17 protein-coding genes and 1 tRNA gene are annotated in these 21,981 nt (G+C 66.1%); 8 read left to right on the top strand and 10 right to left on the bottom strand.

Annotated elements, in window-relative coordinates:
* Positions 1–194: 194 nt before the first annotated feature.
* Positions 195–1,661, bottom strand: a complete 1,467-nt coding sequence (locus GUY30_RS14630) for an aldehyde dehydrogenase family protein (RefSeq protein WP_167199107.1) — start codon at positions 1,659–1,661, stop codon at positions 195–197.
* Positions 1,662–2,042: 381 nt separating this feature from the next.
* Between GUY30_RS14630 and GUY30_RS14635 the strand changes: the two genes are divergently transcribed.
* Positions 2,043–2,744, top strand: a complete 702-nt coding sequence (locus tag GUY30_RS14635) for a uracil-DNA glycosylase (protein WP_167199111.1) — start codon at positions 2,043–2,045, stop codon at positions 2,742–2,744.
* Between the two features lie 24 nt (positions 2,745–2,768).
* Here GUY30_RS14635 and GUY30_RS14640 read toward each other — a convergent pair whose 3' ends face one another.
* Complete coding sequence (locus tag GUY30_RS14640) at positions 2,769–4,688, bottom strand: threonine/serine exporter family protein (RefSeq protein ID WP_167199114.1); 1,920 nt, start codon at positions 4,686–4,688, stop codon at positions 2,769–2,771.
* On the bottom strand, positions 4,685–5,965 hold the full coding sequence (locus GUY30_RS14645) for an amidohydrolase (protein ID WP_167199118.1): 1,281 nt from the start codon (positions 5,963–5,965) through the stop codon (positions 4,685–4,687). The genes GUY30_RS14640 and GUY30_RS14645 overlap by 4 nt, the downstream gene beginning before the upstream one ends.
* Before the next feature lie 305 nt (positions 5,966–6,270).
* Between GUY30_RS14645 and GUY30_RS14650 the strand changes: the two genes are divergently transcribed.
* Positions 6,271–7,176 carry an SGNH/GDSL hydrolase family protein gene (locus GUY30_RS14650; RefSeq protein WP_039208477.1) on the top strand — a complete coding sequence of 302 codons (906 nt, stop codon included), beginning with the start codon at positions 6,271–6,273 and terminating at the stop codon, positions 7,174–7,176.
* Entirely contained in the window at positions 7,173–7,937 is a 765-nt protein-coding gene (locus GUY30_RS14655; RefSeq protein ID WP_167199121.1) for an alpha/beta hydrolase, read from the top strand. The genes GUY30_RS14650 and GUY30_RS14655 overlap by 4 nt, the downstream gene beginning before the upstream one ends.
* A 67-nt stretch (positions 7,938–8,004) precedes the next feature.
* Here the strand turns inward: GUY30_RS14655 and GUY30_RS14660 are convergent, their stop codons facing one another.
* The 3 genes from GUY30_RS14660 to GUY30_RS14670 are packed head-to-tail and all read right to left on the bottom strand — an operon-like array spanning position 8,005 to position 10,438.
* Positions 8,005–8,925: a tryptophan 2,3-dioxygenase gene (locus tag GUY30_RS14660; RefSeq protein WP_167199124.1), complete on the bottom strand. Its 921-nt coding sequence runs from the start codon at positions 8,923–8,925 to the stop codon at positions 8,005–8,007.
* A gap of 17 nt (positions 8,926–8,942) precedes the next feature.
* Entirely contained in the window at positions 8,943–9,317 is a 375-nt protein-coding gene (locus tag GUY30_RS14665) for a protealysin inhibitor emfourin (RefSeq protein WP_167199127.1), read from the bottom strand.
* Positions 9,314–10,438: a M4 family metallopeptidase gene (locus GUY30_RS14670; RefSeq protein ID WP_167199131.1), complete on the bottom strand. Its 1,125-nt coding sequence runs from the start codon at positions 10,436–10,438 to the stop codon at positions 9,314–9,316. The genes GUY30_RS14665 and GUY30_RS14670 overlap by 4 nt, the downstream gene beginning before the upstream one ends.
* A gap of 118 nt (positions 10,439–10,556) precedes the next feature.
* Here GUY30_RS14670 and GUY30_RS14675 point away from each other — a divergent pair, with 118 nt between their 5' ends.
* Both GUY30_RS14675 and GUY30_RS14680 read left to right on the top strand, forming a co-directional pair.
* Entirely contained in the window at positions 10,557–11,192 is a 636-nt protein-coding gene (locus GUY30_RS14675) for a winged helix-turn-helix domain-containing protein (RefSeq protein ID WP_167199134.1), read from the top strand.
* Complete coding sequence (locus GUY30_RS14680; protein WP_039208464.1) at positions 11,189–11,488, top strand: hypothetical protein; 300 nt, start codon at positions 11,189–11,191, stop codon at positions 11,486–11,488. Before GUY30_RS14675 ends, GUY30_RS14680 begins: the two co-directional genes overlap by 4 nt.
* 5 nt (positions 11,489–11,493) lie before the next feature.
* Here the strand turns inward: GUY30_RS14680 and GUY30_RS14685 are convergent, their stop codons facing one another.
* Positions 11,494–12,696 carry a low temperature requirement protein A gene (locus GUY30_RS14685; RefSeq protein ID WP_208091433.1) on the bottom strand — a complete coding sequence of 401 codons (1,203 nt, stop codon included), beginning with the start codon at positions 12,694–12,696 and terminating at the stop codon, positions 11,494–11,496.
* Positions 12,697–12,857: 161 nt separating this feature from the next.
* Between GUY30_RS14685 and GUY30_RS14690 the strand changes: the two genes are divergently transcribed.
* Positions 12,858–14,189 (top strand): MFS transporter, encoded by a 1,332-nt coding sequence (locus GUY30_RS14690; RefSeq protein WP_167199137.1) that lies wholly within the window; start codon positions 12,858–12,860, stop codon positions 14,187–14,189.
* Between the two features lie 118 nt (positions 14,190–14,307).
* Positions 14,308–16,320, top strand: a complete 2,013-nt coding sequence (locus GUY30_RS14695; protein ID WP_167199140.1) for an ABC1 kinase family protein — start codon at positions 14,308–14,310, stop codon at positions 16,318–16,320.
* Between the two features lie 417 nt (positions 16,321–16,737).
* Here the strand turns inward: GUY30_RS14695 and GUY30_RS14700 are convergent.
* The 3 genes from GUY30_RS14700 to GUY30_RS14710 all read right to left on the bottom strand — a co-directional run bounded on the left by GUY30_RS14700 (position 16,738) and on the right by GUY30_RS14710 (position 20,317).
* Positions 16,738–16,813: transfer RNA gene (locus tag GUY30_RS14700), tRNA-Thr, on the bottom strand.
* Between the two features lie 231 nt (positions 16,814–17,044).
* Positions 17,045–17,905 carry a DsbA family protein gene (locus GUY30_RS14705; RefSeq protein ID WP_062241313.1) on the bottom strand — a complete coding sequence of 287 codons (861 nt, stop codon included), beginning with the start codon at positions 17,903–17,905 and terminating at the stop codon, positions 17,045–17,047.
* Positions 17,906–18,178: 273 nt separating this feature from the next.
* On the bottom strand, positions 18,179–20,317 hold the full coding sequence (locus GUY30_RS14710; RefSeq protein WP_167201089.1) for a serine/threonine-protein kinase: 2,139 nt from the start codon (positions 20,315–20,317) through the stop codon (positions 18,179–18,181).
* A gap of 65 nt (positions 20,318–20,382) precedes the next feature.
* Between GUY30_RS14710 and GUY30_RS14715 the strand changes: the two genes are divergently transcribed.
* Positions 20,383–21,972, top strand: coding sequence for an alpha,alpha-trehalose-phosphate synthase (UDP-forming) (locus tag GUY30_RS14715; RefSeq protein WP_167199143.1), 1,590 nt, complete (start codon positions 20,383–20,385; stop codon positions 21,970–21,972).
* Positions 21,973–21,981 lie beyond the last annotated feature (9 nt).

The following is a 21,981-nucleotide window of genomic DNA, read 5'->3' on the forward strand; positions in this document are numbered from 1 at the left end:
TCGCCCGATCGGCGGTACCGAAATTTCCGGCGCGCCGCTGCGGATGTGAGGTCGCTCCCCGATCCTCCCCGACCAACCGCCTCACCCCGCCGCGCGGCACTGATTCGGTGGCCGTGTCGACGGGGTGAAGGGAACGAATATAGCCGAGGTGGGGCCGCCTCGGCGAACCGAGTGACCCGACCTCGCGGATCGGATCAGCGGATGCGGATGTTGACCTGCTTGATCTGGGTGAACCCTTCGAGCATGCCTTCCAGCGATGCCTCTCGTCCGAAGCCGGAGGTCTTCATGCCGCCGTAGGACTGGCCGGGCAGCTGGCCGCCGCCCTGGTTGACCTGGACCCAGCCGGATTCGATCCGGTTGGCCATGGTCAGGGCCGCGTCGACGTCCTTGGTGAAGACGAAGGCCGCGAGTCCGAAGTCGGAGTCGTTGGCCATGTCGATAACCTCGTCGATGTCCTTCCACGGGATGACCGAGAGGACGGGGCCGAAGATCTCTTCACGGCTGGTCTGCCAGTCGTTCTTCGCCTTCGAGAAGATCACGGGCGCGTGGTAGAAGCCGGGTTCGCCGACTTCCAGCGAATCGGAGCCGTCATAGGCGATCTCGACGCCGTCCATCGCCTTGCCCATCTCGATGTAGCTGGCGACCTGGTCGTACTGCTTCTGGTTGATGATGCAGCCGATGTCGGTGGACTCATCGCGGGGGTCGCCGACCGTCATCTTCGACACCGCGTCGACGAGCTTGGACAGGAAGTCGTCGTAGATGTCTTCGTGGAGGAACAGACGCGAGCCCATGGTGCACGACTGGCCCTGGCGGGCGAAGCGGGTCGACAGCAGCACCTGCTCGAGGGTGTCGTCATCGTTCGAGTCCGGGAAGATGATGTTCGGGGACTTGCCGCCGAGCTCCATCGACGAATGCGCGAGTCGACCACCGGCCAGCTCGGCGACGTGACGGCCGACGCTCGTCGATCCGGTGAATGAGACCTTGTCGACGTCGGGGTGGACGTTGAGGGCCTCACCGATGACCGAGCCCTTGCCGGTGACGACGTTGAGCACACCGGCAGGGAGGATGTCGGCGATGATCTCGGCCATCTTGAGAATGGTCAGCGGTGCATCCTCGGCGCATTTGAGGACGATCGTGTTGCCGGCGGCGATCGCGGCAGGGGTCTTGAAGGCGGCGATCATCAGCGGCGAGTTCCACGGCAGGATGCCGGCGACGACACCCAGGGGCACGCGCTTGGTGTACTGGAGCTGCTTGTCTCCGGCGGGCAGGGTGTTGCCCTTGACCTCACCGGCGACGCCGCCCATGTAGCGGAACAGGTCGGCCAGGATGATCGTCTCCGGGCGAGCCTGGGTGCGGATCGCGTTGCCGGTGTCGATCGCGGTCAGCTGAGCGAGCTCCTCCGAAGCGGCCTCGAGAGCATCGGCGCAGGCCAGAAGCTTCTTCTGGCGCTCCTTGAACGGCAGGGCCGCCCATTCCGGGAAGGCCTTCCGCGCGGCCTTGACGGCACGGTCGGCGTCGGCGTCCTTGCCGTTGGGCACCTTGGCGATGACGACGTTGCGGTCGATCGGGGTGATGACGTCGGTGGTGTCGCCGTCAGCGGCATCGACCCACTCTCCGCCGATGAGCATCTTCCAGTTCTTGGCCTCTGGGAATTCCGACATTTCGGTCCTTTCGTTCAACGATGAACTCCTTAGGCCGAGCATAACGCTTGGCAGTGACGCGCAATACACCGGTTCGGTAGGCGATCGCGCACACCCGATCTGCGCTGGATGCACATGCGCGCAGGGCCCTCACCGAGGCGGTGCTGCCGTTGTCTTCCGTCCTCACCGAGGCGAACGCGCTGTTCCTGTCCGACGTTTCGCTCCCCAGCACGGTGTATGGAGGATTGTTGGGTCGATCCACGGTGATTTCCTCGCTGAAATCACCGTGGATCGACCCAACAATCACGTCCGTGGCGGTTTCGCGGCCATGTCTCCGTCCCCGCCGACAGCCCCACCATCCCAGTACGACCTCGGCCGCAGGGCATGGCTACACTCGTGCCCATGACGTCGACGCCTCCGCTGACCGAGATCATGTCCCACGATTGGGCGAACGCCCTGGCCGGAGTGGAGGATCGCATCCACTCGATGGGCGATTTCCTCCGCGACGAGAACGCCGCCGGCCGCGCCTACCTGCCCGCCGGAGACTTCGTCTTCCGCGCCTTCGCCGAGCCTCTGTCCGAGGTCAAGGTCCTCATCGTCGGTCAGGATCCCTACCCGACGCCCGGCCACGCCATCGGCCTGTCATTCGCCGTCGACCCCGAGGTCCGCCCCCTGCCGAGGTCACTGGGCAATATCTATAAGGAGCTCGAGTCCGATCTCGGCATCCCACCGGCCCAGCACGGGGACCTGCGGGCATGGTCACGGCAGGGAGTCATGTTGCTCAACCGCGCCCTCACCGTCTCCCCCGGCGAACCCGCGTCCCACCGCGGCAAGGGGTGGGAGGAGATCACGGAACGGGCGATCACCGCGCTGATCGAACGCGATCACCCGCTCGTCGCCATCCTCTGGGGCCGAGATGCCCGGAACCTCGCTCCCCTGCTGACATCGGGCACCGCCGAGGTGGCCATCATCGAATCCGCGCATCCGTCACCGTTGTCGGCCCGGCGGGGCTTCTTCGGCTCCCGCCCGTTCTCGCGCACGAATGATCTGCTCGCCCAGAAGGGCATCGAACCGATCGATTGGGCCCTGCCGGATCAGGTCTGAGCCCGGATCCGGACTGAGCTCAGATCAGGTCTGAATAGGGCCGGTCTCGGTCGCGTCTGCGGCTCCTGATCCGCCGAGTCCACTCGACGCGGCCCCCGATCCGCCGGGACCGCCCGCCTGGGTTCCCGATCCGCCGGGACCACTCGACTGTGTCTTCGCCCCACCAGGCTGCACCGAGTCGATGACGGCGGTCGAAGTCTCGCCGCTGCGGACCTCCTCGACCTTCTCCTCGGCCGAACTCTGGCTCTTGAAGTTCTGGCTCTTGAGGTTCTTCAGCGGCAGCGCCAGATAGCTGCCGAGCACGGCGCCGACGGCGAGAGCCGCATTCGCCAGGATCGCGGTGAACAGCGAGGACAGACCCACGGCGAATGAGACGTTCTCCGAGTCCGAGGCGATCTGATAGACAGCGGTGAAGATCGACAGCCCCTGCAGCAGGGTGTAGATGCCGGGAATCATGAGCACGATCGCCGGCGCTCCCAGCCGCAGCGCCAGCGGCCGGGACAGGAATCCAGTGACGGTGGCCGCCAGCAGACTGGCGAGCACATTGTCGATGTTCAGCAGCGTCAGCGACATCATCGTGATGTGCGAGGCGAGGCCGACGAGCGCCGCCGGCAGAATGAACCGGCGCCTGGCCGACATGGCCACGGCACCGGACATCGACACCACGGCCGCCGCGACCATCGACAGGATCGCCGTGACCACATGCGGACTCGTCTTCGGCACGAGGACTTCGATATGGCCGAGCCCGATGGCTTGACCGCACACGATGCCCAGTGCGATTCCGGAGACGATGCCGGCCAGAGTCATGAACACCCCGACCAACCGTCCTGCCGCGGTAAGCGGGAAGTTCGTCAGCGCATCCTGAACCGCCGAATACAGCGACTGTGTCGGCAGCAGCAGCACGATTCCGGCCGCCACCAGGTACTGCGGAGAGTCGATGATCCCGACATCGCCGGCGATGGTGGCGATGAGCGTCGCCGAGGCGGCCTGAAGCGCCGTGATGAAGAACGCCGGCAGGTGGGTGCGCCCGAGCAGCTTGCCGAGCTGGAAGACGACGATCGCCATCGTGATGCCCAAGGGCACTGCAATCGGCCCTCCGCCGAGCAGTAGGACGAGGGCACCGACCATGAAGCCCCAGGCACCGACGGTGAACCATTCGGGAAACGGCCGCCGCTGCGTCCGGATCGCGTCGAGACGGCTGCGTGCCTCATGGAATTCCAGACGTCCGTCGACGAGGTCGGTGACGAGCTTGTGCACCGAGGCGAGCTTCGCGAAATGCGTGGACTCACCACGGTTGACCCGCATCACCGTCAGCAGGCGTCCGTCCGAGGTCGAATAGTGCACGACGAGGGTGTTCGACGTCAGGTCCACCTCGACTGTGGCCAGGCCGCATGCGGTGCAGGCGGCAATGACGGAGACCTCGACATCGCTGGTGCCTGCACCTGCACGCATCATCATCGCCGCGATATCAGCGGCGAGGTCGAGGATCATCCTGGCTTCGTCTTCGCTCGGCTCCTTCGCCTGCACGGGCGCCTGGTACGGGGTGCCTTTGAGTGCGGTGACGATAGGCACCGGCTGGGTGTTCTCCGTCGTGCCCGAGACGAGTTTGCCGACGGTGCGCCGGGCGACCCTCTGGGCGATGCGCTGGGACGCACCGCGGTGGTCGGTGCGGGGCTTCGACCGTCCGCCGCGTTCGGGCTTCGCCGCCTTCGCCGCCGCGGCCTTCGCAACGTCCTCCGGTTGGGGTTCCGGTGAGGATTCGCGCAGTTCGGCCAGTCGCTGCAGGCGAGTGCGCTCGAGCAGTTCGCGCAGAGCCTGGGATCCGGCCTCCGGATTGCCGCCCTCGACCGGCCCCGGGGACGAACCGCGGACGGGGCCCGGCTCGGTCGGATTCTCGACCCGAACCTCGGCGGTGGTGGCGTCTTCGAGTTCTCTGTCGCTCACGGCTCGCTGATGAGTGTCGGGCCGAGCGGGTCGGCGATGTGCGCGGTTCCTGAGGCGGCGTCGAAGTCGAAGACGCGACGGCCGGAGACGAAGACGATCTCGGCGCGAGAGTTGAGATCGAGCGGATCGCCCGACCAGATGACGATATCGGCGTCGCGGCCCACGGCCAGGGAGCCGAGGCGGTCGTCGAGGCCGAAGATCGCGGCGGGGTTGATCGTCAGCGCTTCGATGGCGACGACCGGGTCGAGCCCCTCCTTCACGGCCAGGGAGGCTTCGTGGATGAGGAAGTTGATCGGGATGACCGGATGGTCGGTGGTCAGCGCGATGCGCACTCCCGCCTCGGCGAGGGAGGCCGCAGTGGCCAGGGTGCGGTCGCGCAGCTCGACCTTCGACCGGGTGGTCATCAGGGGTCCGAGGATGACGTCGATGCCCTTGGCGGCGATGTAGTCGGCGATCTTGTGGCCTTCGGTCCCGTGATTGATGACGAGGCGGTATCCGAATTCCTCGGACAGGCGGATGGCGGTGGCGATGTCGTCGGCGCGGTGGCAGTGCTGATCCCACGCGAGCTTGCCGTCGAGGACGTCGGCCAGGGTCTCCTTGACCAGATCCCGGTCGAACGGGGTGCCCTCGGCTTCGGCGTGAGCACGTTTGGCCTGGTAGTTCCGCGCGTCGACGAAGGCGTCACGGATGATCTTGACGGTGCCCATCCTCGTCGACGGGGTGACCTTCTTCTCCCCGTACACGCGTTTCGGGTTCTCACCGAGCGCGGATTTCACGGACAGATCCTGCGTCACGAGCATCTCGTCGACGATCCGTCCCCAGGTCTTGAGGAAGGCGGTGCGACCGCCGATGGGGTTGCCGGATCCGGGCTTGATGAGCGCCGAGGTGACTCCCCCACGCAGCGCATCCTTGAATCCGAGATCGGCAGGGTCGATGCTGTCGAGCGCGCGCAGGCCCGCCCCATTGGGATCGGTCATCTCATTCGTATCGTCACCGGACCAGCCTTCGCCGTCCTCATGCACGCCGAGGTGGCCGTGGGCTTCGATGAAACCGGGCAGGACCCAGCGTCCGCCGGCATCGATGACCTCGGTGTCCGCTGGGAGGGAAGAGGCGTCGACAGCTCCGGGGGCCACCTCGGTGATGCGGCCGTCCCTGACGGTGAGCGTGCCCGATTCGATCGCCTCGGCGCGGTTGCCGGACGCATCGGCCACGGGCACGATCCGCGCATTCGTGATGACGAAATCTGTGGCTGCGGGGACCGGAACTGACCGATACATTCTGCTCCTAGCGAGGGGGTCGGCGACGACGTCTGGCTGCGGTGTCGAGTCTACGCCACTCGATGTTTCCGCTCAGTGACCACAGGACTGTTCGACGCGTTGGCGAAGAGCCTGCGGCGGGGCGGATTCTCCCCTACTCCCCTCCCCAATTACTACCTGACGGCGGCCCAGCAACCTGGCGCGAGGTAGCTGGGCCGCCGTCAGGTAGTTCTGGGGCGGAGGGGGCCGTGTCAGGCTCGGCGTATAGTCTGGGTGAGTCGCCCGAAGAGCACTGAATGAGTCGTCCGAAGAGAGAAGGATCCCTGATGCTTGAGCCGATCACCTCCTACGTCGCCATCGGAGACTCGTTCAGTGAGGGGCTGATGGATTCCGATCCGCGCGCCGAGGACCGGTACCGCGGCTGGGCCGACCGGCTCGCGCTCATGCTCACCGAGTCGCCGGTGGGCAGCCCCGACCTGTCCTACGCCAATCTGGCCATCCGAGGCCGTCTGCTCGACCGCATCGTCGATGACCAGGTGCCGCAGGTGCTCGAGATGAAGCCGGACCTGGTGAGCCTGTGCGCCGGGGGCAATGACTGCCTGCGTCCGAAGGCCGATATCGATGCCCTGGCTGCGAAGTTCGAACGTGCTGTCATCGCCATGCGCGAGGCCGGCATCGAGGTGCTCATGTGCAACGGCTTCGATACCGAGTTCAGCTCCCCGCTCATCCGCGCGGTCCGTCCTCGAGTGGGTATCTACAACGCCCACCTGTGGTCGATTGCGCAGCGGCATGGCTGCCATATGGTCGATCTGTGGGGCCTGCGTTCGCTCTATGCTGCGGAGATGTGGGCCGACGACCGCATCCACCTGTCGACGAAGGGACACCACCTCGTCGCCGAGCAGGCTCTCGCCACACTGGAGAGCGGTCGCTCGCTGCCAGCCAAGGGCTTCGGGGTTCCTGCTCGTCCGACGCGGGCGATACGCGAAGTGATGAGCGAGGAGTCTCGGTGGGCCCGCGAATACCTGGCCCCGTGGGTCGGTCGCCGACTGCGCGGGCAGTCCTCGGGTGACGCCCTCGACCCGAAGCTGTCGGAGCTCACTCGCGTCCGCGACCTCGTCGAACGTTCTCGCGAGGTCGACCGTGCGCGTGATGCCGGCAATGCCAGTGCTGGCGGTGCTGCCGGACAGACCGACTCCGGTGAGGTGGACGAGCCTCGCGGTTCCGAAGGATGAGCGTCGAGTCCGTGCGCATTCCCGAGCTCTCGGCCGCCGGCGCCGAGGCGGTTCCGGCGTTCCGGCACGCCTACGGGGACGCCCCCGAGCAGTTCGTCGAGGTCTATGGTGACCCGGCCGCCGCCTCGGCGACGGTGATCTTCGTCCACGGCGGCTACTTCCGGCCGCGCACCGATCTTGCTCATTCTCGACCTCTGGCCCGAGCCCTGGCCGAGGCGGGAGTGCTCGTCGCATCCGTCGAATACCGAAGGCTCGGCGGTCAGCCGCTCCTGCTCGACGATGTCACCGCGGCCATCGAGTCGGTGTGCGCCGAACTGCCGCACTGGGGTGTCAGCGAACAGGCAAGGCAGAATCTGGTCGTCTCGGGCCATTCGGCCGGCGGCTGCCTCGTCCTCGCCTGGGCATCGCACCTGCCCGCACAGGGACCGCGCATCCGCCTGCGTCCTCTGGCGCCGGTGACAGATCTGTTCCGGGAAGTAGAGGGCCACCTCGGCGATGGAGCGGTCCTCGACTATATGGGCGCGCTCCCCGAGGACGATCTGGAAGCCTACCTGCACCACGATCCCAGGTCACGGGCGGCGCTCATCCCTGCACGAGTCGATGTGCATTCGATCCATGGGGATGCCGATGCCACCGTCGACGTGGAATTCTCTCGTGTCTTTCCTGCCGCTCTGACAGAGCTGGCGGGGGCGAACCATGCCGATGTCATCGACCCCGATTCTCCGTACTTCGCGCAGGTGAGGGACCTCCTGCTCGGCTGACTTGCCGACAGCCCTGCATGCTGCGGGCCTAGGCGCAACGCGCCCTCGCGCTGGGACGGAGGGAAAATCAGACTCCCCTGTCGCCGATGCCGGGTCCGTTCTCGATGCCGGTGCGGATGTCGAAGAGTTCGGGGAAGAACGTCAGGTCGAGCGCTTTCTGCAGGAATCCGACTCCGCTCGAACCGCCGGTTCCGCGTTTCATGCCGATGATCCGCAGCACCGTGCGCATATGCCGGTAACGCCAGAGTTGGAAGTTCTCCTCGAGGTCGACGAGCTCTTCGCAGCTCTCGTACTCCTGCCAATACTTCTGCGGGTTCTCATAGATGATTCGGAAGACGTCGCAGAGTTCCTCATCGAAGGTGTGGGCGACGGACTTGTCCCGGTCGAGGAGCCGCTGCGGCACCGGAAGTCCGCGGCGGGCCAGGCAGGCGAGGAATTCGTCGTAGATGCTCGGTTCCTCGAGGTACTTCTCCAGCGCCGCCCGCGCGTCTGGATCTCCGTCGAAGACCGGGAGCATGGCCCGGTTCTTGTTGCCGAGCAGAAACTCCACGGCCCGGTACTGCCAGGACTGGAAGCCGGAGGCACGGCCGAGTTGGTCGCGGAACCCGACGTATTCGCTCGGCGTCAGTGTTGCGAGCACGGACCACTGCTCGGTCAGGGTCTTCTGAATGTGCTTGACCCGGGCGATGCGCTTGAGCGCGGTCTGCAGCTCATCGTCGGCGATGAGCCGGCGGGCGTCGAGCAGTTCGTGGATGACGAGCCGGAACCACAGTTCCGTGGTCTGGTGCTGGATGATGAAGAGCAGCTCGTCATGATGCTCGGGGCTGCTGACGGGGTGCTGGGCGCCGAGGAGTCGGTCGAGGTCGAGATACGACCCGTACGTCATCGAATCTTTGAGGTCGGTGTGGACCCCGGCTTCGAGGTCTCGTTCGTTCTTCTCTGCCGTCGTCCGAGCGTCGTCGCCCGGGCCGTGGTTCGTGTCAGTCATGACCTCCAGCATAAGGGTCAGCCGGGTTGTCGCCTCTGCGGTTCGGCGACTTCCCGCACCTCGTCGACCAGCTGCTTCCACTCCGGCGGCAACTGACTCTCGCCGAAGCGCACTCGCCCGTACCGGCTTTCGATGAGGTAGGCGAACCGGTCGGCACCCGCCTGCTGCGGCGCATCCTCACTCTGCCCGCTGTCGGACCAGGGAAGTTCGGCGATGCGCGGACCGAGGTCATCCCGCCGAGAGCTCGCGTCGATGTCGACGTCCCAGACGAGCAGCATCCCGCCGATCCCTCCGGACCGTTCGACGAGCAGACGTCCGAACCGCTCGGCCGGCTGGCCAGAGGAGCCGTTGTCACCGGAATCTCGCGGATCCCCGGCCAGGGTGTCGTTCACCAGCTGCTCCCCTGGTTTCCGCGTGCCGAACCTGAGTGGGAGATGCCCACGGCTTCCCACCCGGATACGATCGCATCGTGAACGTCGGATCCGGCTCCGAACTGGTCGGCCGCCTCGGCGATGGTGAGTTCTGCGAACTCCGCGAATTCTGTGCGCTGCGTGATCTCGGCCCCTGTGAGGACCGAGTACCAGACCTGTCCGACGCTTTCCCAGGCCGGACCGCCCACGGCGATGGCCGCGAGCGCGAACGCCCGGTTCGGGATCCCGGAGTTGAGGTGGACCCCGCCGTTGTCGGAATCGGTGGTGACGAAGTCGTCCATATGCGCAGGCTGCGGATCCTTGCCGAGGACGTCGTCGTCATAAGCCGTGCCGGGTTCGATCATGGAGCGCAGGGCGCGGCCGGTCACATCGGGAGTGAAGATCCCGGCGCCGATGAGCCAGTCGGCGTCCTCAGCGTTCTGTCCGGCGTCGTGTTGTTGGGTCAGCGCCCCGAAGACATCGGCACAGTGTTCGTTGAGTGCTCCCGGCTGGCCGAAGTATTCGAGGTCGGCGGTGTGGCTGATGACGCCGTGGGAGAGTTCGTGGCCGATGATCGACAGCGAACCGGTGAAGCCGGTGAACACTTCGTCATCGCCGTCGCCGAAGACCATGAGTCGGCCGTCGAAGAAGGCGTTGTCGTAGTCCTTGCCGTAGTGGACGCTGGCCATGAGCGGCATTCCCGCACCATCGAGCGAGTCACGCCCGAACACCTCGGAGTACAGCGAATACGAAGCGCCGAGTCCGTCATAGGCTTCGTTGACCGGTTCATCGTCGACGGGTCCTTCGCCTTCGGAGCGGACGAGTTCGCCGGGCAGCACCTCGGTGTTCTGCGCATCGTGGATGAGGCGCTGCAGTCCTGCAGGAGCGGGGGCGGCGAGCGCGGATTCGTCCTTGCCGAGATCGGCCGGAGGGGTATAGCGCAGTCCGGCCAGGCGCAGGTTCCGGCAGCTCTCATCGGACATCCGACAGCTGGCTGCGGCGGCCGCGGCCTTCGGGAATCGCTCGGTGCCGCGCTCGGCGATCGCATCGAGGAGATAAGGCGGGACGACACTGTGAAACGGGACGACGCTCTGAGAGACCATGACTCCAGCGTGCCACTTTCACCTCCGATCCGATAGTGCCTCACTGCCGGCAGCGCCCACCTCGAGAAACTGCAAACAAACTATTGCAAAGCGTTCTTTGCAAGTGTATCTTTGCAATATGAGCGAGGAGACCCCTGACGACAGCATCCGCGAGATCTCTCATCCCGATGGCGTCCGTGAGATCAGCACCTCGGCCCTCAAGGGGCTGGCCCATCCCCTGCGGATGGCGATCTACGATGCCCTGTCCACGCAGGGTCCGCAGACGGCGACGAGCCTGGCCAAACGCCTCGGCGAGTCCTCCGGTGCGACGAGCTATCACCTGCGTCAGCTCGCTCGCCATCAGCTCATCCGCGAGGTCGAGGGCGAGCGGAGCGGTCGGGAGAAGTGGTGGGAGAGGATCCCCGGGGCCATGAAGGTGCCGGGCCCCGAGCGCGAACTCGACCCGTCGGCACGGACGGCTTCCTCCTACGTCAACCGGGAGTTCGCACGCAATCAGCATCGCAATTTCGAAGACTTCATCGACGCGGCCTATGACGAGCAGCGGATGTCGAAATCGTGGATCGCAGCCTCGGTCAGCGAGACGAGCAATCTGCGCCTGACGAAGGAACAACTCGCTGAGATCGCCGCCGAGTTCGAAAGGACCACTATGACCTTCATCAACAAGTACCGCGGCCGCAATGATCCGGGCTCCCGCCCGGTGCAGATCCAGTTCAACGCCTTCCCCCTGACCGATGGAGAGGAAACCCCATCATGAGCACTCTCACCGCACCCATCCGCCCACCTCTCGCCGATTTCGGCGGGGCATCTCATCAGCGCCGCATCGTCGAACGCACGGTCACCGTGACCCGGGAGCTCGTCGTCGACGGCGAGCAGTCGACGGCGACCTCGGCCACCGGCCTCGACGGTCTGGTCCTGCGGCTGGCGCTGTGGCTCATCGAGCGTCGCCGCGTCCGGGCCCTTCACGTGCGGGTCGATTCTGCGGAGATGTCACGTCGGGTCGACGAAGCCAAACGGAGGCACATCGACCGCTATCACGGCCTGCCGTTCTGACGCACTCACCGGACGACCGCCTCGGCGGCGGACTTGCCGTTCTCGTCCAGTGGAGGGAACACGACGAGGGTGATGACGATGATGACCATGAAGAACGTCGTGAGGAACGTCGGGACCGGGATGATCGGGTCGAGAAGGACGAGCAGAGCGCAGGCCGGAACGACGGTGTTGACGACTCCGTTGGCGTTGGCGCGGATCGCGAGCACCCACACCCCGAGGACGAACACGGCGATCGGCACCGAGACCGTGAATGTCGCCAGCCCTCGGTCGAGGGCGCTGGCGCCGAGCTGCGAATCGGCTTCGACTCCGACTCCGGCAGAGAATGCCCCTGCCGCAGCGAAGATGAAATAGTGCCCGTAGCCGTACTTGAGCGATCCACCGAGGCTGCCGATCGCGCGGTGATGCGGCGGCCAGAAGTAGATCCACCACATCGAGGCGGTGACGGTCAGGCACAGGACGCCGAGGGAGACGAGCGGAACGATGTCCTCGACTTCGCCGAGGGCCTCGAAGATCGTGTTCGCCGAGGCCAGAAGGCTCTCACCGAGGACGATGATCGTGAAGCAGCCGTAGCGTTCGGTGATGTGGTCGGGGTGCCACGGCGTCGTGCCGCGCGTTTCCGCGATGACGGGCACCGCCACCTCGGCGAGGATGAGCACACCGACGCCCACAACACTGGACACGGGATCATCGATGCCCAGCCATGCCACCCAGAGAACCTGGACGATGCCGATCCCTGCCGCATACACGATCGTCGTCCATCGCGCCCGACCGGCGCCGCGGGAGGCGCGCAGCCATTGCGAGATCATGATGATGCGCATGAGGACGTAGCCGGCGATGAGCAGCCGGAAGTCACGGTCCTCGAAGACCGGCCCGATGCCGGCGGCGAGGATGAGCACTCCGCCCATCTGCACGATCGCGAGCACCCGGTAGAGCCAGTCATCGGTGTCGAACGAGGTCGCGAACCACGTGAAGTTCATCCACGCCCACCAGATCCCGAAGAACACGAGCAGATAGCTCACCACACCGTCACCGATGCGTCCGGCCGTGATCGTGTCATGCAGGTGTGAAGCCGCGATCGACACTGCGATGACGAAGACGAGGTCGAAGAAGAGTTCGAGTGTGCTCGCTGCGCGGCCCTCTTCGCCCGGGTCGCGCGGACGCATCGGGCTGAGGCGGAGTCGAGGTGCGGCTGAGTTCTGTGCGGTCATGCGGATCCTCAACGGTCGGACTGAGTGCTCGGACATTCTATGGCCGCCCAACCGACTCCGATACCCCGCCGCGCTGGCCCGCCCGGTGATCCGCATACCCACGGCCGCTCTCACCTCGGACTCCGCGACCACCTCACGCACAGCCCAACTAGACTTGCCATGTGCTCAAACCCATCCTGTGGCCGGTCCTCGTGCCGTTCGCGCTCTTCGCTGTCGGCTTGGGCGCGATCATGCCGATCCTCGTGCTCGGGGCACTCTCGCTGGGTTCGACGCAGGCGTTCGCGGCTGCCATCGTCGGCATCATGGGAGCCGTGTCGCTCATGGCCACGGTGCCGGCGGGGATACTCATCGACCGCCTCGGCGATTTTCGTGCGATGTTCGTGGCCACGATTGCGGCGATCATCGTTCTCGGCTCCATCGTCGCCGCCTTCATCTGGGATTCGCCGTACTCGCTGCTCATCTACACGCTCGCGCTCATGGTCTTCGGCCCGGTCTCCGATGTGTGGAGCCTGGCCCGGCAGGCCGTCGTCGCCGAGGTGATGCCACCGGCCGACCTCGCCAAGGCGATGACCGCGCTCGGCGGCACGCAGCGGGTCGGCAACCTCGTCGGACCGATGATCGGCGCCGGCCTCATGCTCGTCTTCCCGATCTGGTCCGTGTTCGTCTTCTCCGGCCTCACCGCCGTCGCCGCGATCGCGATCATGGCACTGCCGATCGCGCAGATCCCCGGCTTCGACGACCACCCCCACCGCGCCGAGGCGGCCCCGACCTCCCTTGCGGACGATCACGTTCCCTCCCCCACGGATGGTTTATCGTCCGCCGAGCCGACCGGCCGTGCGCACGGAGACGCCGCCCGTCCTCGGGGGAGGAAGAAGAAGGATCGCCGACCGCCGTTGGACGTGCGGTGGAAATCGGTCGTCCTCACCGGCGTCACGATCATCGCACTGGCGGCGGCCCGCGCCGCTCAGCCGGTCGTCGTCCAGCTGTGGGGCGTCGAGATCGGTCTGCACAAGTCCTCGATCTCGCTCATCATCGCCTTCGGCGCCGGACTCGAACTCATCGTCATGTTCCTCGGCGCGTACATCAAGGATCACCTCGGCCGGGTCCCGACCCTCGTTGCGTGCCTGTCCATCTTCGGCACCGGGTTCGTCATCATGGTCGCGAAGCCGGATCTCGCCGGGATGGTCATCGCCGCCGCGGTCATGGCCTTCGGCAACGGCCTCGGCGCGGGCGTGAATATGACGATCGGCGAGGACCTCTCCCCCGCGGTCGGACGACCGCGGTTCCTCGGCATCTGGGCGATCTTCAACAACGGCGGCAAACTCGGCGGGCCGACGCTGCTGTCCCTCATCATCACCGTGACCACCCTGCGCTTCGGAGTGCTCTTCCCGGGACTGCTCGCCTTCCTCGGCGCGGTGTGGATCCTCATCTGGGCCCGGCAGGTCGGGCTGCCCGGAAGGCGGAGGCGCCTCGATCCGCCGCGCACGGACTGACTCGACGGATTAGGCTGGAGAGGACCGAATCGACGAAGTTCGGCTGACAGCCCGAAGCTGAAGGCCTGAAGTGGCCGGCTCACAGCTGAGAGTCCGAACAGGATCAGGAGAGTCATCGATGGAAGCACTGGACGTCGGTGGATACGTGCTGGTGAGCCTGGCTGCGCTCGTCTTCCTCTTCCTCCAGTCATGGTTCGCTGCCACCGTGGTCCGCCGCGTCGTCGGCGTTCCCACCGGCTGGCCGCGCACACTGGCCGTCGGCCTCGTCATGAGCGCCGTCGTGGCCGTGACCGTCCAATATCTCTACCGGGCCGGCACCGGGCAGAACACCACCGGGCTCGACGTCTCCCCCGGAGTGGCGGTGCTGTTCATGGTGCTCGCCCTCGGGTGGATCTTCGCCCTGGGCGTCGGTGCCCTCGTCATGCTCGAAGCGGCCTTTCCGACCGGATCCCTGCCGAGCCCGCAGTCGCTCTTCTTCGGGTGGAAGTCCCGCCGTCGCCGCGGCCGCCGCTATGCCCAGGTCGTGTCCATTGCCGTGCGACATGGGCTCGGCTCCCAGCTGCGCGGCTTCGGAGGCGATTCGCCGGGTCGCGACGTCAAGACCGCACGAGCGCTCAAGGAATCCCTCGCCGAGGCGGGGGTGACCTTCGTCAAGCTCGGACAGATGCTCTCCACCCGCAGAGACATCCTCCCGCCGGTGTTCGTCCGTGAGCTCGAGACCCTCCAGACGCAGGTCACACCTGAGCCCTGGTCAGTCATCGAACCGGCCATCGCCGAGCGGCTCGGTCGGCCGATCGGAGAGGTGTTCGCATGGATCGGCTCCACGCCGCTGGCGGCCGCCTCGGTGGCGCAGGTCCATGAGGCGACCCTGCTCGACGGCACGGAGGTCATCGTCAAGGTGCAGCGGCCGAAGGCGCTCAATCAGGTCACTCAGGATCTCGACATCATCCTGCGGTTGGCGGGCTGGCTGAACAAGGCCACGACCTGGGGCCGGGATCTGGGTGTGCAGTCACTGGCCGCAGGTTTCGCGAACACGCTCGAGGAGGAACTCGACTACCGGATCGAGCTGGACAATATGGCCAGCGTCGAGGCCTCTCTCAAACGGTCGGGGAAGTTCGACGTCACCGTTCCACACGGCTACCCGGGCCTCAGCGGCGAACGCCTGCTGGTCATGGATCGGCTCCCCGGACAGCCGGTCTCACGTGCGGGTACGCTGTTGACCGGGCTCAGCGATGCCGAACGGTCCCGGTTGGCCACCACACTGTTGGGTGCCACACTCGAGCAGATCATCGGCGACGGGATCTTCCACGCCGATCTGCATGCCGGCAATATCTTCATCACTCCCGAGGGGAAGCTGGGTCTTCTCGATTTCGGCGCCGTCGGCCGGCTCGATCCGGGCACGCAGACCTCGCTGGGTCTCATGCTCTATTCGATCGACCAGAACGACAGCGCCGGAGCCACCGATGCCATCATCGAACTCCTCGGACGGCCTGATGGACTCGACGATCGGGACGTCGAACGCGCCGTCGGCGAACTGCTGCTGCGCTACGGAGGCGGCATCCGTGCGGCGCAGGGGCAGAAGCTCTTCGATGATCTGTTCAATCTCGTGCTCGCTCACCGCTTCTCCGTGCCGGCGCCGATCAGCGCAGCTTTCCGCGCGATGGCCACGGTGGAGGGTGCGCTGCTGACGATCGACCCGAACTTCGATGTCGTCGCCGTGTCCCGGCAAGAGGGCAACAGACTCGTGCGGTCGAAGCTCAAGGGCACGAAGATCACCGATGAGCTGCAGCGTCGGGCGCTGCAGCTGATGCCGATGATCGACCGCATGCCGCGCCGGATCAACAAGATCACCGAGGATCTCGAGCAGGGCCGGTTCTCGATGAACATGCGCGTGCTCGAGAATCCCTCCGATCGCAGCTTCCTCACCAGCCTGTTCCAGCAGCTCATCGTCGCCGTCCTCGCGGGGGCCGCCGTGGTCGGAGCGATCATGCTCATCACCAGCGACGAGGGTCCGCTGCTGACGAAAGATATCCACCTGTACTCGTTCTTCGGCTTCGTGCTGCTCTTCGGCGGCTTCGTGCTGAGCATGCGCTCCCTCATGCTCGTGTTCAGACGCGACGGGCAGGGCTAGCCGGAGCAGTCCGAGCTCGCACTGGCCCGGTGGCTGACTTCAGGCCAGTATCGGATACTTTTCGCCAACGGAAATGTCCGATGGCGACCCAATTCGATTGCGTCACCCTTCTTAAGCGCATTGTTGGGTCGATCCACGGTGTTTTTGACACGAAAACCACCGTGGATCGACCCAACAAACCAATGCGGGCGGGGTTCACGGAACGACTCGCGGGCAGCTTGGGGCCTGGCGGCTGCTGCCTCACGGGCCGGACGACGGCATCCAGAAGGGATGGGGCGGCCGATCACGGTGACCGCAGTGGGCGTGACACGCCTGCGCTGTACACACATTTTGATCATTAACCCTCGGTCGGCCTCTAATGAGCACAGAAAAAGCCCCGCGCTCACTGTTTCCAGCGATGCGCGGGGCCTTCCCGAGTGGAGCCCCCTGTCAGACTCGAACTGACGACCTTCGCTTTACAAGAGCGGTGCTCTACCAACTGAGCTAAGGAGGCGTGGTGCGCACCGAGCGTGCGCGCCTACACGATAGTAGTCCATGGCCGGGCCCGGCTACAAAACCGCGGGGACGAGCCCCGCAGAACGCCATCACCGAGGCGGCTCCCACCTCAATCCTGGCCACACCCGTCCCGCGGGGTATGAAGAAGGCCGGATCCCACCTCGGCGGGATCCGGCCTTTCTCACCTAGCACCGGTACTCACGTGGCACCGGCCGGGAGACTCAGGCGATCAGCCCTTGAATTCTCCGGTGGCCTTGAGAATCTCGGTGGCCAGGGCCTGCGAGTCGCTGGTCTTGTCGGTGTGCTTGCCGTTGATGAGCACCCACGGGGTGGCTTCGACGCCATCGTCCAGAGCGGTCTGGCTCGACTGCTCGACGAACTTGTCGAAGGTCCGGTCGGTGACGCAGGACTTCACGGTCTGCTCAGGGTCGGCCTTGAGCTTCTTCGAGGTGTCGACACCGGCATCTTCGGCCACCTTGAGCAGCTCCTCATCGGTGCGGCCCTCGGTGCCTTCCTCCGGCTGCTGAGCGAAGAGGGCGTCGAACAGATCGACGGCGACTTCGGGCTGGCTGTCGACGACGCAGGCGGCGAGGTTGGCGGCGCGAGTCGAGTACTCGTTTCCGCTGGACATGCGGTCGAGGAACGACACCGGCTTGTAGTTGACGACGATCGAGCCCTCATTGGCGAGCTTGCGCAGCATGTCTGCATTGCCTTCCTCGAAGGCTTTGCAGCCGGGGCACTGGAAGTCGAGGTAGACGGTGACCGTGGCGGCGCCCTTCTTCGCACCCTCATCGGTCGGAGCCGGCAGATCCGACTCCTCACCTTCGGGCATCTTCAGCGGCTGCACGAGCGTTTTGTCCTTGCCCACGGTGATTCCGTCGGCAACATAGTTCGTGGGGCTGACAGCTGGTTTGCTCTGCTGGAAAACGAGCACACCGACCACGGCCAGCACGGCGACGACGACCACTGCGATCCCGGTGTACAGGATCGTCTTGGCGGTCTTCTCCTTCTTCGCTTGATTCGCCGCGATCTGGCGGGCGTTCTCGCGTGCGCGGTTCCGCTTGTCGTCCGCGGAGTTGTTCTTCGCCATTGTTCCTCACGTTGGATCGTCTGACATCGGTGCGGCCTGAGGCCCGATCGGTGCGGGACGGCTTCCACGACCCGCCGGCACCACTGTACCGAAACAGGTGAGTGGCCGACTCCCAGAAACATTCAAGGTTCAACTACAACGTTCAACTACCTCGACACAGCGGCACTGGTTTCCAGGCGTCGACTGAGGACACAGCGACAACGACCTACGGACGTCGGCGGCAGACACAGCGGCGCTGATCTCCCGACATCGGAGGCAGACTCCCCCGCCGGCTCAGACCGGTCCGGGCAGATAGTCGAAGGGGTTCGTCGTCAGCGGCCACCACGACATGGCCGCCCCCGACTGGATGACCATGACGGCCAGGATGATGAGCAGCGCGACCACGGCCAGGGCGATGAGTCGGCCGAGCTGATTGCGAGTGGCCCCCGAGACGAGCAGCCGCGACCCGAAACGCAGACTCGAAGCTCCCGGCCCGACCCACAACACGAGCGAACCGGCGGCACCGGCCGCCCACACCGACCATTGTTCGGAGGCACCGCTGGGCACGATCCCGGCGATGTCGAGCCGGGTGAGCACGAGCGCGGCCGCAGCCGCGATCGCCGGCAGGATGAGCGAGGCCACTGAGGTCAGGATCGATGCCAGCACGGCTCCCGGCGCCGAGGCGAGCGCCCGGAAGAATCCACCGGAATCCGTTCCGCGGTCGAACCGGTACCGCTGAACCTTCCGATCCAGACGTGTGCCGGTGCGGGCGAGCACCGACCAGATCAGCGCGACGAGGCTGATGACCAGCGGGCCGAGGGGCATGACGGCGACCGCCAAGGCGACGAGTCCGAAGACGACCCAGCCGCCGGACTGCACTCGCCGATTTCCCATCGGCGACAGCGGCTGCCTGCCCTGTTGAATCGGCTGCCTGCCAGGCTGTACCGGCTGACCGTCGGGACCCCTGAGCTGACCGCCGTGACCGGACCGGTCGCCCCACTGCCCCTGCGCGACCTGACCATGCGGTCCGCCGGGACCGCTCGGTCCGACCAGACTCTGTCCCTGACCGGGCTGGGTACCAGGCTGCCCGCCGGGCTGGACGAAGCCGGAACGGCCGAAGTCGGCGCCGGCCATCGGGGAGCCCGGGCCTGCCTGAATGCCGCCGTTGGGGTTGCTGATCGGAGGTGCGGTCGCCTGCTGAGGCGGCTGTCCGTGCATCCGCCCGGAACCATAGCTCGGCCCTTGTCCGGGCCCCGAGCCGTAAGCGGATCCGCCATGATTGGTCGGTCGGCTGGATCCGGGGTACTGCGGTTGCCCGCCACCGGGCGTTCCGCCGGAGGGTCCGGCTCCCGGGTAGCCCGTGCCCGCAAAGTCTCTGCCCTGACCGATAGAGCCACCAGAGCCACCCGGACCACCACGGCCGCCGGGGCCCGCAGCCCCGGCCGCACCGAATCCAGCGGCCGCTCCGGCGGCACCGCCGAGGGCCGCACCGCCGAGGGCCGCACCGCCGAGGGCCGCCCCCGCCGCCCCGGCACCGCCGCGACCGCCGGGGCTGTCATCGACAGCGGGCATGACCGCGGTCCCGCTCGGTGTCCGCTGCGGTCCACCCGCACCGCCGCTGGGGCCCGAACCGAGCTGCGGCGGGCGCCCGGACTCGATGTCGACGAGCGCGTCGAGGATCATCTGCCCCGACGGGCGACGTTCGGGCTTCGGGTCGAGACACGCGGCGATGAGCGGCGCGAAGTTCTTCGGCGCCCCATCGAGATCGAATTTGCCCATGGCCACACGCCCGAGCACCGCTTCCAAGGGCCCGGAGCCATAGGGGTTGCGGCCGGTGGCGGCGAACGCCATGGTCGCGGCCCACCCCCACCAATCGGTCTTCTCGCTCGAGGTCTTGCCGTCGGCGATCTCCGGGGACAGGTAGCCGGGCGTGCCCATGACCAGGCCCGTCGCGGTCACGCGCACCTCATCGGCGACCTGGGCGATGCCGAAGTCGATGACCATCGGCTCGCCGTCCATGATCATCACGTTCGCAGGTTTGAGGTCGCGATGGATGACTCCCGCATCGTGGACGGCGTTGAGAGCGTCGAGGAGGGCGTGACCGAAGTGGACGAGCTCATCCTCGGCGAATGGGCCGTTGTCGCGGACATCATCGGACAGGGTCTGCCCGTCGACGAATTCGGTGATGATGAACGGCTGCGCCGCATCGAGTTCGGCGTCGAGAACCTCGGCGATCCGAGGGTGGCGGATCCGGCGCAGGGTGCGGGTTTCGCGAGCCAGACGCTTCCTGGCGGTCTCGTCATTGGCGATGTGCGGATGGAGGACTTTGACCGCGACCGGGTTGTTTCCGCCGTCGACACCGAGGTAGACGACACCCATGCCGCCCGAGCCGAGCTCCTCGATGAGGCGGTAGCCTCCCAGTTCCTGATCCATCACCTGGCCAAGCCTAGTCGAGCGAGTAGAGTTCATTCCAAGGACCGACTCAGGAGGAGGCGCAGATGAGCACCGTCAACTCTGCCGAGCCAAGCACCGACAACCCCTTCGGCGACAGCGATTTCGTCGTCGTGGCCAACCGCCTTCCCGTCGACCGTGATCCCGACGATGAGAACCACGGATGGCGTACCTCACCTGGAGGTTTGGTCACAGCGGTGGCTCCCGTGATGAAGGCCCAGGAGGGTGCCTGGATCGGGTGGACGGGCGTCGCCGATGAGGACTTCGAGCCCTTCACGATCGACGGCATGCACCTGACCCCGGTGACTCTGACAAGTGAGGATGTCCTCAGGTACTACGAAGGGTTTTCCAACGCCACACTGTGGCCGCTCTACCACGATGTCATCGTCCCGCCCGAGTACCACCGCACCTGGTGGGATGCGTATGTGCGGGTCAATGAGCGCTTCGCGCACACGATCGCCGAGGTGGCCGCGGAGTCCGCGACCGTGTGGATCCACGATTATCAGCTCCAGTTGGTTCCGCTCATGGTCCGTCGAATGCGTCCCGACGTGGCGATCGGCTTCTTCAACCACATTCCCTTCCCGCCGTACGAACTCTTCGCCCAGCTGCCCTGGCGCGATGAGATCCTGCGGGGCCTCCTCGGCGCCGATCTCGTCGGCTTCCAGCGTCCAGCGGACGCGGCGAACTTCCGGCGTGCGGTGCGGGGTCGACTCAACTTCTCGACGAAGGGCTCGACGGTCCTCGTCCCGGCGGGCGAGGCCGTGGCCGCGCACGTCGTCCGCGCCGAGGCATTTCCGATCTCCATCGACACTCCCTATCTGGAGGAGCTCGCGAAGGATCCGGACATCATCGAACGGGCCCGGCAGATCCGTGAGGACGTCGGCAATCCGAAGGTCGTCATGCTCGGCGTCGATCGGATGGACTATACGAAGGGCATCCGGCACCGGCTCAAGGCCTACGGCGAGCTCATCGCCGAGGGCCGCCTCGATGTCGAGGACGTCGTGCTCATCCAGATCGCGACCCCGTCGCGGGAGCGGCTCGAGCAGTACAAGATCATCCGCCATGACGTCGAGCTCGCGGTGGGGCGGATCAACGGCGAACAGGCCGATGTCGGTTCGATTCCCGTCCGCTACCTCCACCATTCCTATCCGCGCGACGAGATGACGGCGTTCTTCCTCGCCTCCGATGTCATGTTGGTGACGGCCCTGCGCGACGGGATGAACCTCGTGGCCAAGGAGTATGTGGCATGCCGGCAGAAGGATGACGGCGCGCTCGTGCTCTCGGAATTCACGGGTGCCGCCGAGCAGCTCACGGGCGCGGTGATGGTCAATCCACACGATATCGCCAACCTCAAGGCCGGCATCCTCGAGGCAGTCGAGATGGATGACAAGTCGCGTGCCCGGCGAATGCGGCAGATGCGGCGGAAGGTCGCCACGGACACTGTGAGCCTGTGGTCGAAGACCTTCCTCGCCGAACTCGACCACCTCAAGCACAATCCCGAGGCCGTCGTCCCCGACCGCCCGGTCGCGCAGAAGAGCCGGACCGCTCCCCCGCCGGATGCCCCCGCGACCCCATCGGGTCGGGCCGATCGCCCCGAGGATGCTGAATGGGTCTCCGAGATCTCCACCTCCCGATAGGAGGATCTC

This window comes from Brevibacterium pigmentatum, assembly GCF_011617465.1.
Lineage (GTDB): Bacteria > Actinomycetota > Actinomycetes > Actinomycetales > Brevibacteriaceae > Brevibacterium > Brevibacterium pigmentatum.

What these genes read in the sequence shown, in the direction of transcription:
- GUY30_RS14630 (WP_167199107.1), bottom strand. Translation starts at nt 1,661, where the DNA reads ATGTCGGAATTCCCAGAGGCCAAGAACTGGAAGATGCTCATCGGCGGA.
- GUY30_RS14635 (WP_167199111.1), top strand. Translation starts at nt 2,043, where the DNA reads ATGACGTCGACGCCTCCGCTGACCGAGATCATGTCCCACGATTGGGCG.
- GUY30_RS14715 (WP_167199143.1), top strand. Translation starts at nt 20,383, where the DNA reads ATGAGCACCGTCAACTCTGCCGAGCCAAGCACCGACAACCCCTTCGGC.
- GUY30_RS14650 (WP_039208477.1), top strand. Translation starts at nt 6,271, where the DNA reads ATGCTTGAGCCGATCACCTCCTACGTCGCCATCGGAGACTCGTTCAGT.
- GUY30_RS14645 (WP_167199118.1), bottom strand. Translation starts at nt 5,965, where the DNA reads ATGTATCGGTCAGTTCCGGTCCCCGCAGCCACAGATTTCGTCATCACG.
- GUY30_RS14680 (WP_039208464.1), top strand. Translation starts at nt 11,189, where the DNA reads ATGAGCACTCTCACCGCACCCATCCGCCCACCTCTCGCCGATTTCGGC.
- GUY30_RS14695 (WP_167199140.1), top strand. Translation starts at nt 14,308, where the DNA reads ATGGAAGCACTGGACGTCGGTGGATACGTGCTGGTGAGCCTGGCTGCG.
- GUY30_RS14685 (WP_208091433.1), bottom strand. Translation starts at nt 12,696, where the DNA reads ATGACCGCACAGAACTCAGCCGCACCTCGACTCCGCCTCAGCCCGATG.
- GUY30_RS14655 (WP_167199121.1), top strand. Translation starts at nt 7,173, where the DNA reads ATGAGCGTCGAGTCCGTGCGCATTCCCGAGCTCTCGGCCGCCGGCGCC.
- GUY30_RS14670 (WP_167199131.1), bottom strand. Translation starts at nt 10,438, where the DNA reads ATGGTCTCTCAGAGCGTCGTCCCGTTTCACAGTGTCGTCCCGCCTTAT.
- GUY30_RS14710 (WP_167201089.1), bottom strand. Translation starts at nt 20,317, where the DNA reads ATGGATCAGGAACTGGGAGGCTACCGCCTCATCGAGGAGCTCGGCTCG.
- GUY30_RS14675 (WP_167199134.1), top strand. Translation starts at nt 10,557, where the DNA reads ATGAGCGAGGAGACCCCTGACGACAGCATCCGCGAGATCTCTCATCCC.
- GUY30_RS14660 (WP_167199124.1), bottom strand. Translation starts at nt 8,925, where the DNA reads ATGACTGACACGAACCACGGCCCGGGCGACGACGCTCGGACGACGGCA.
- GUY30_RS14705 (WP_062241313.1), bottom strand. Translation starts at nt 17,905, where the DNA reads ATGGCGAAGAACAACTCCGCGGACGACAAGCGGAACCGCGCACGCGAG.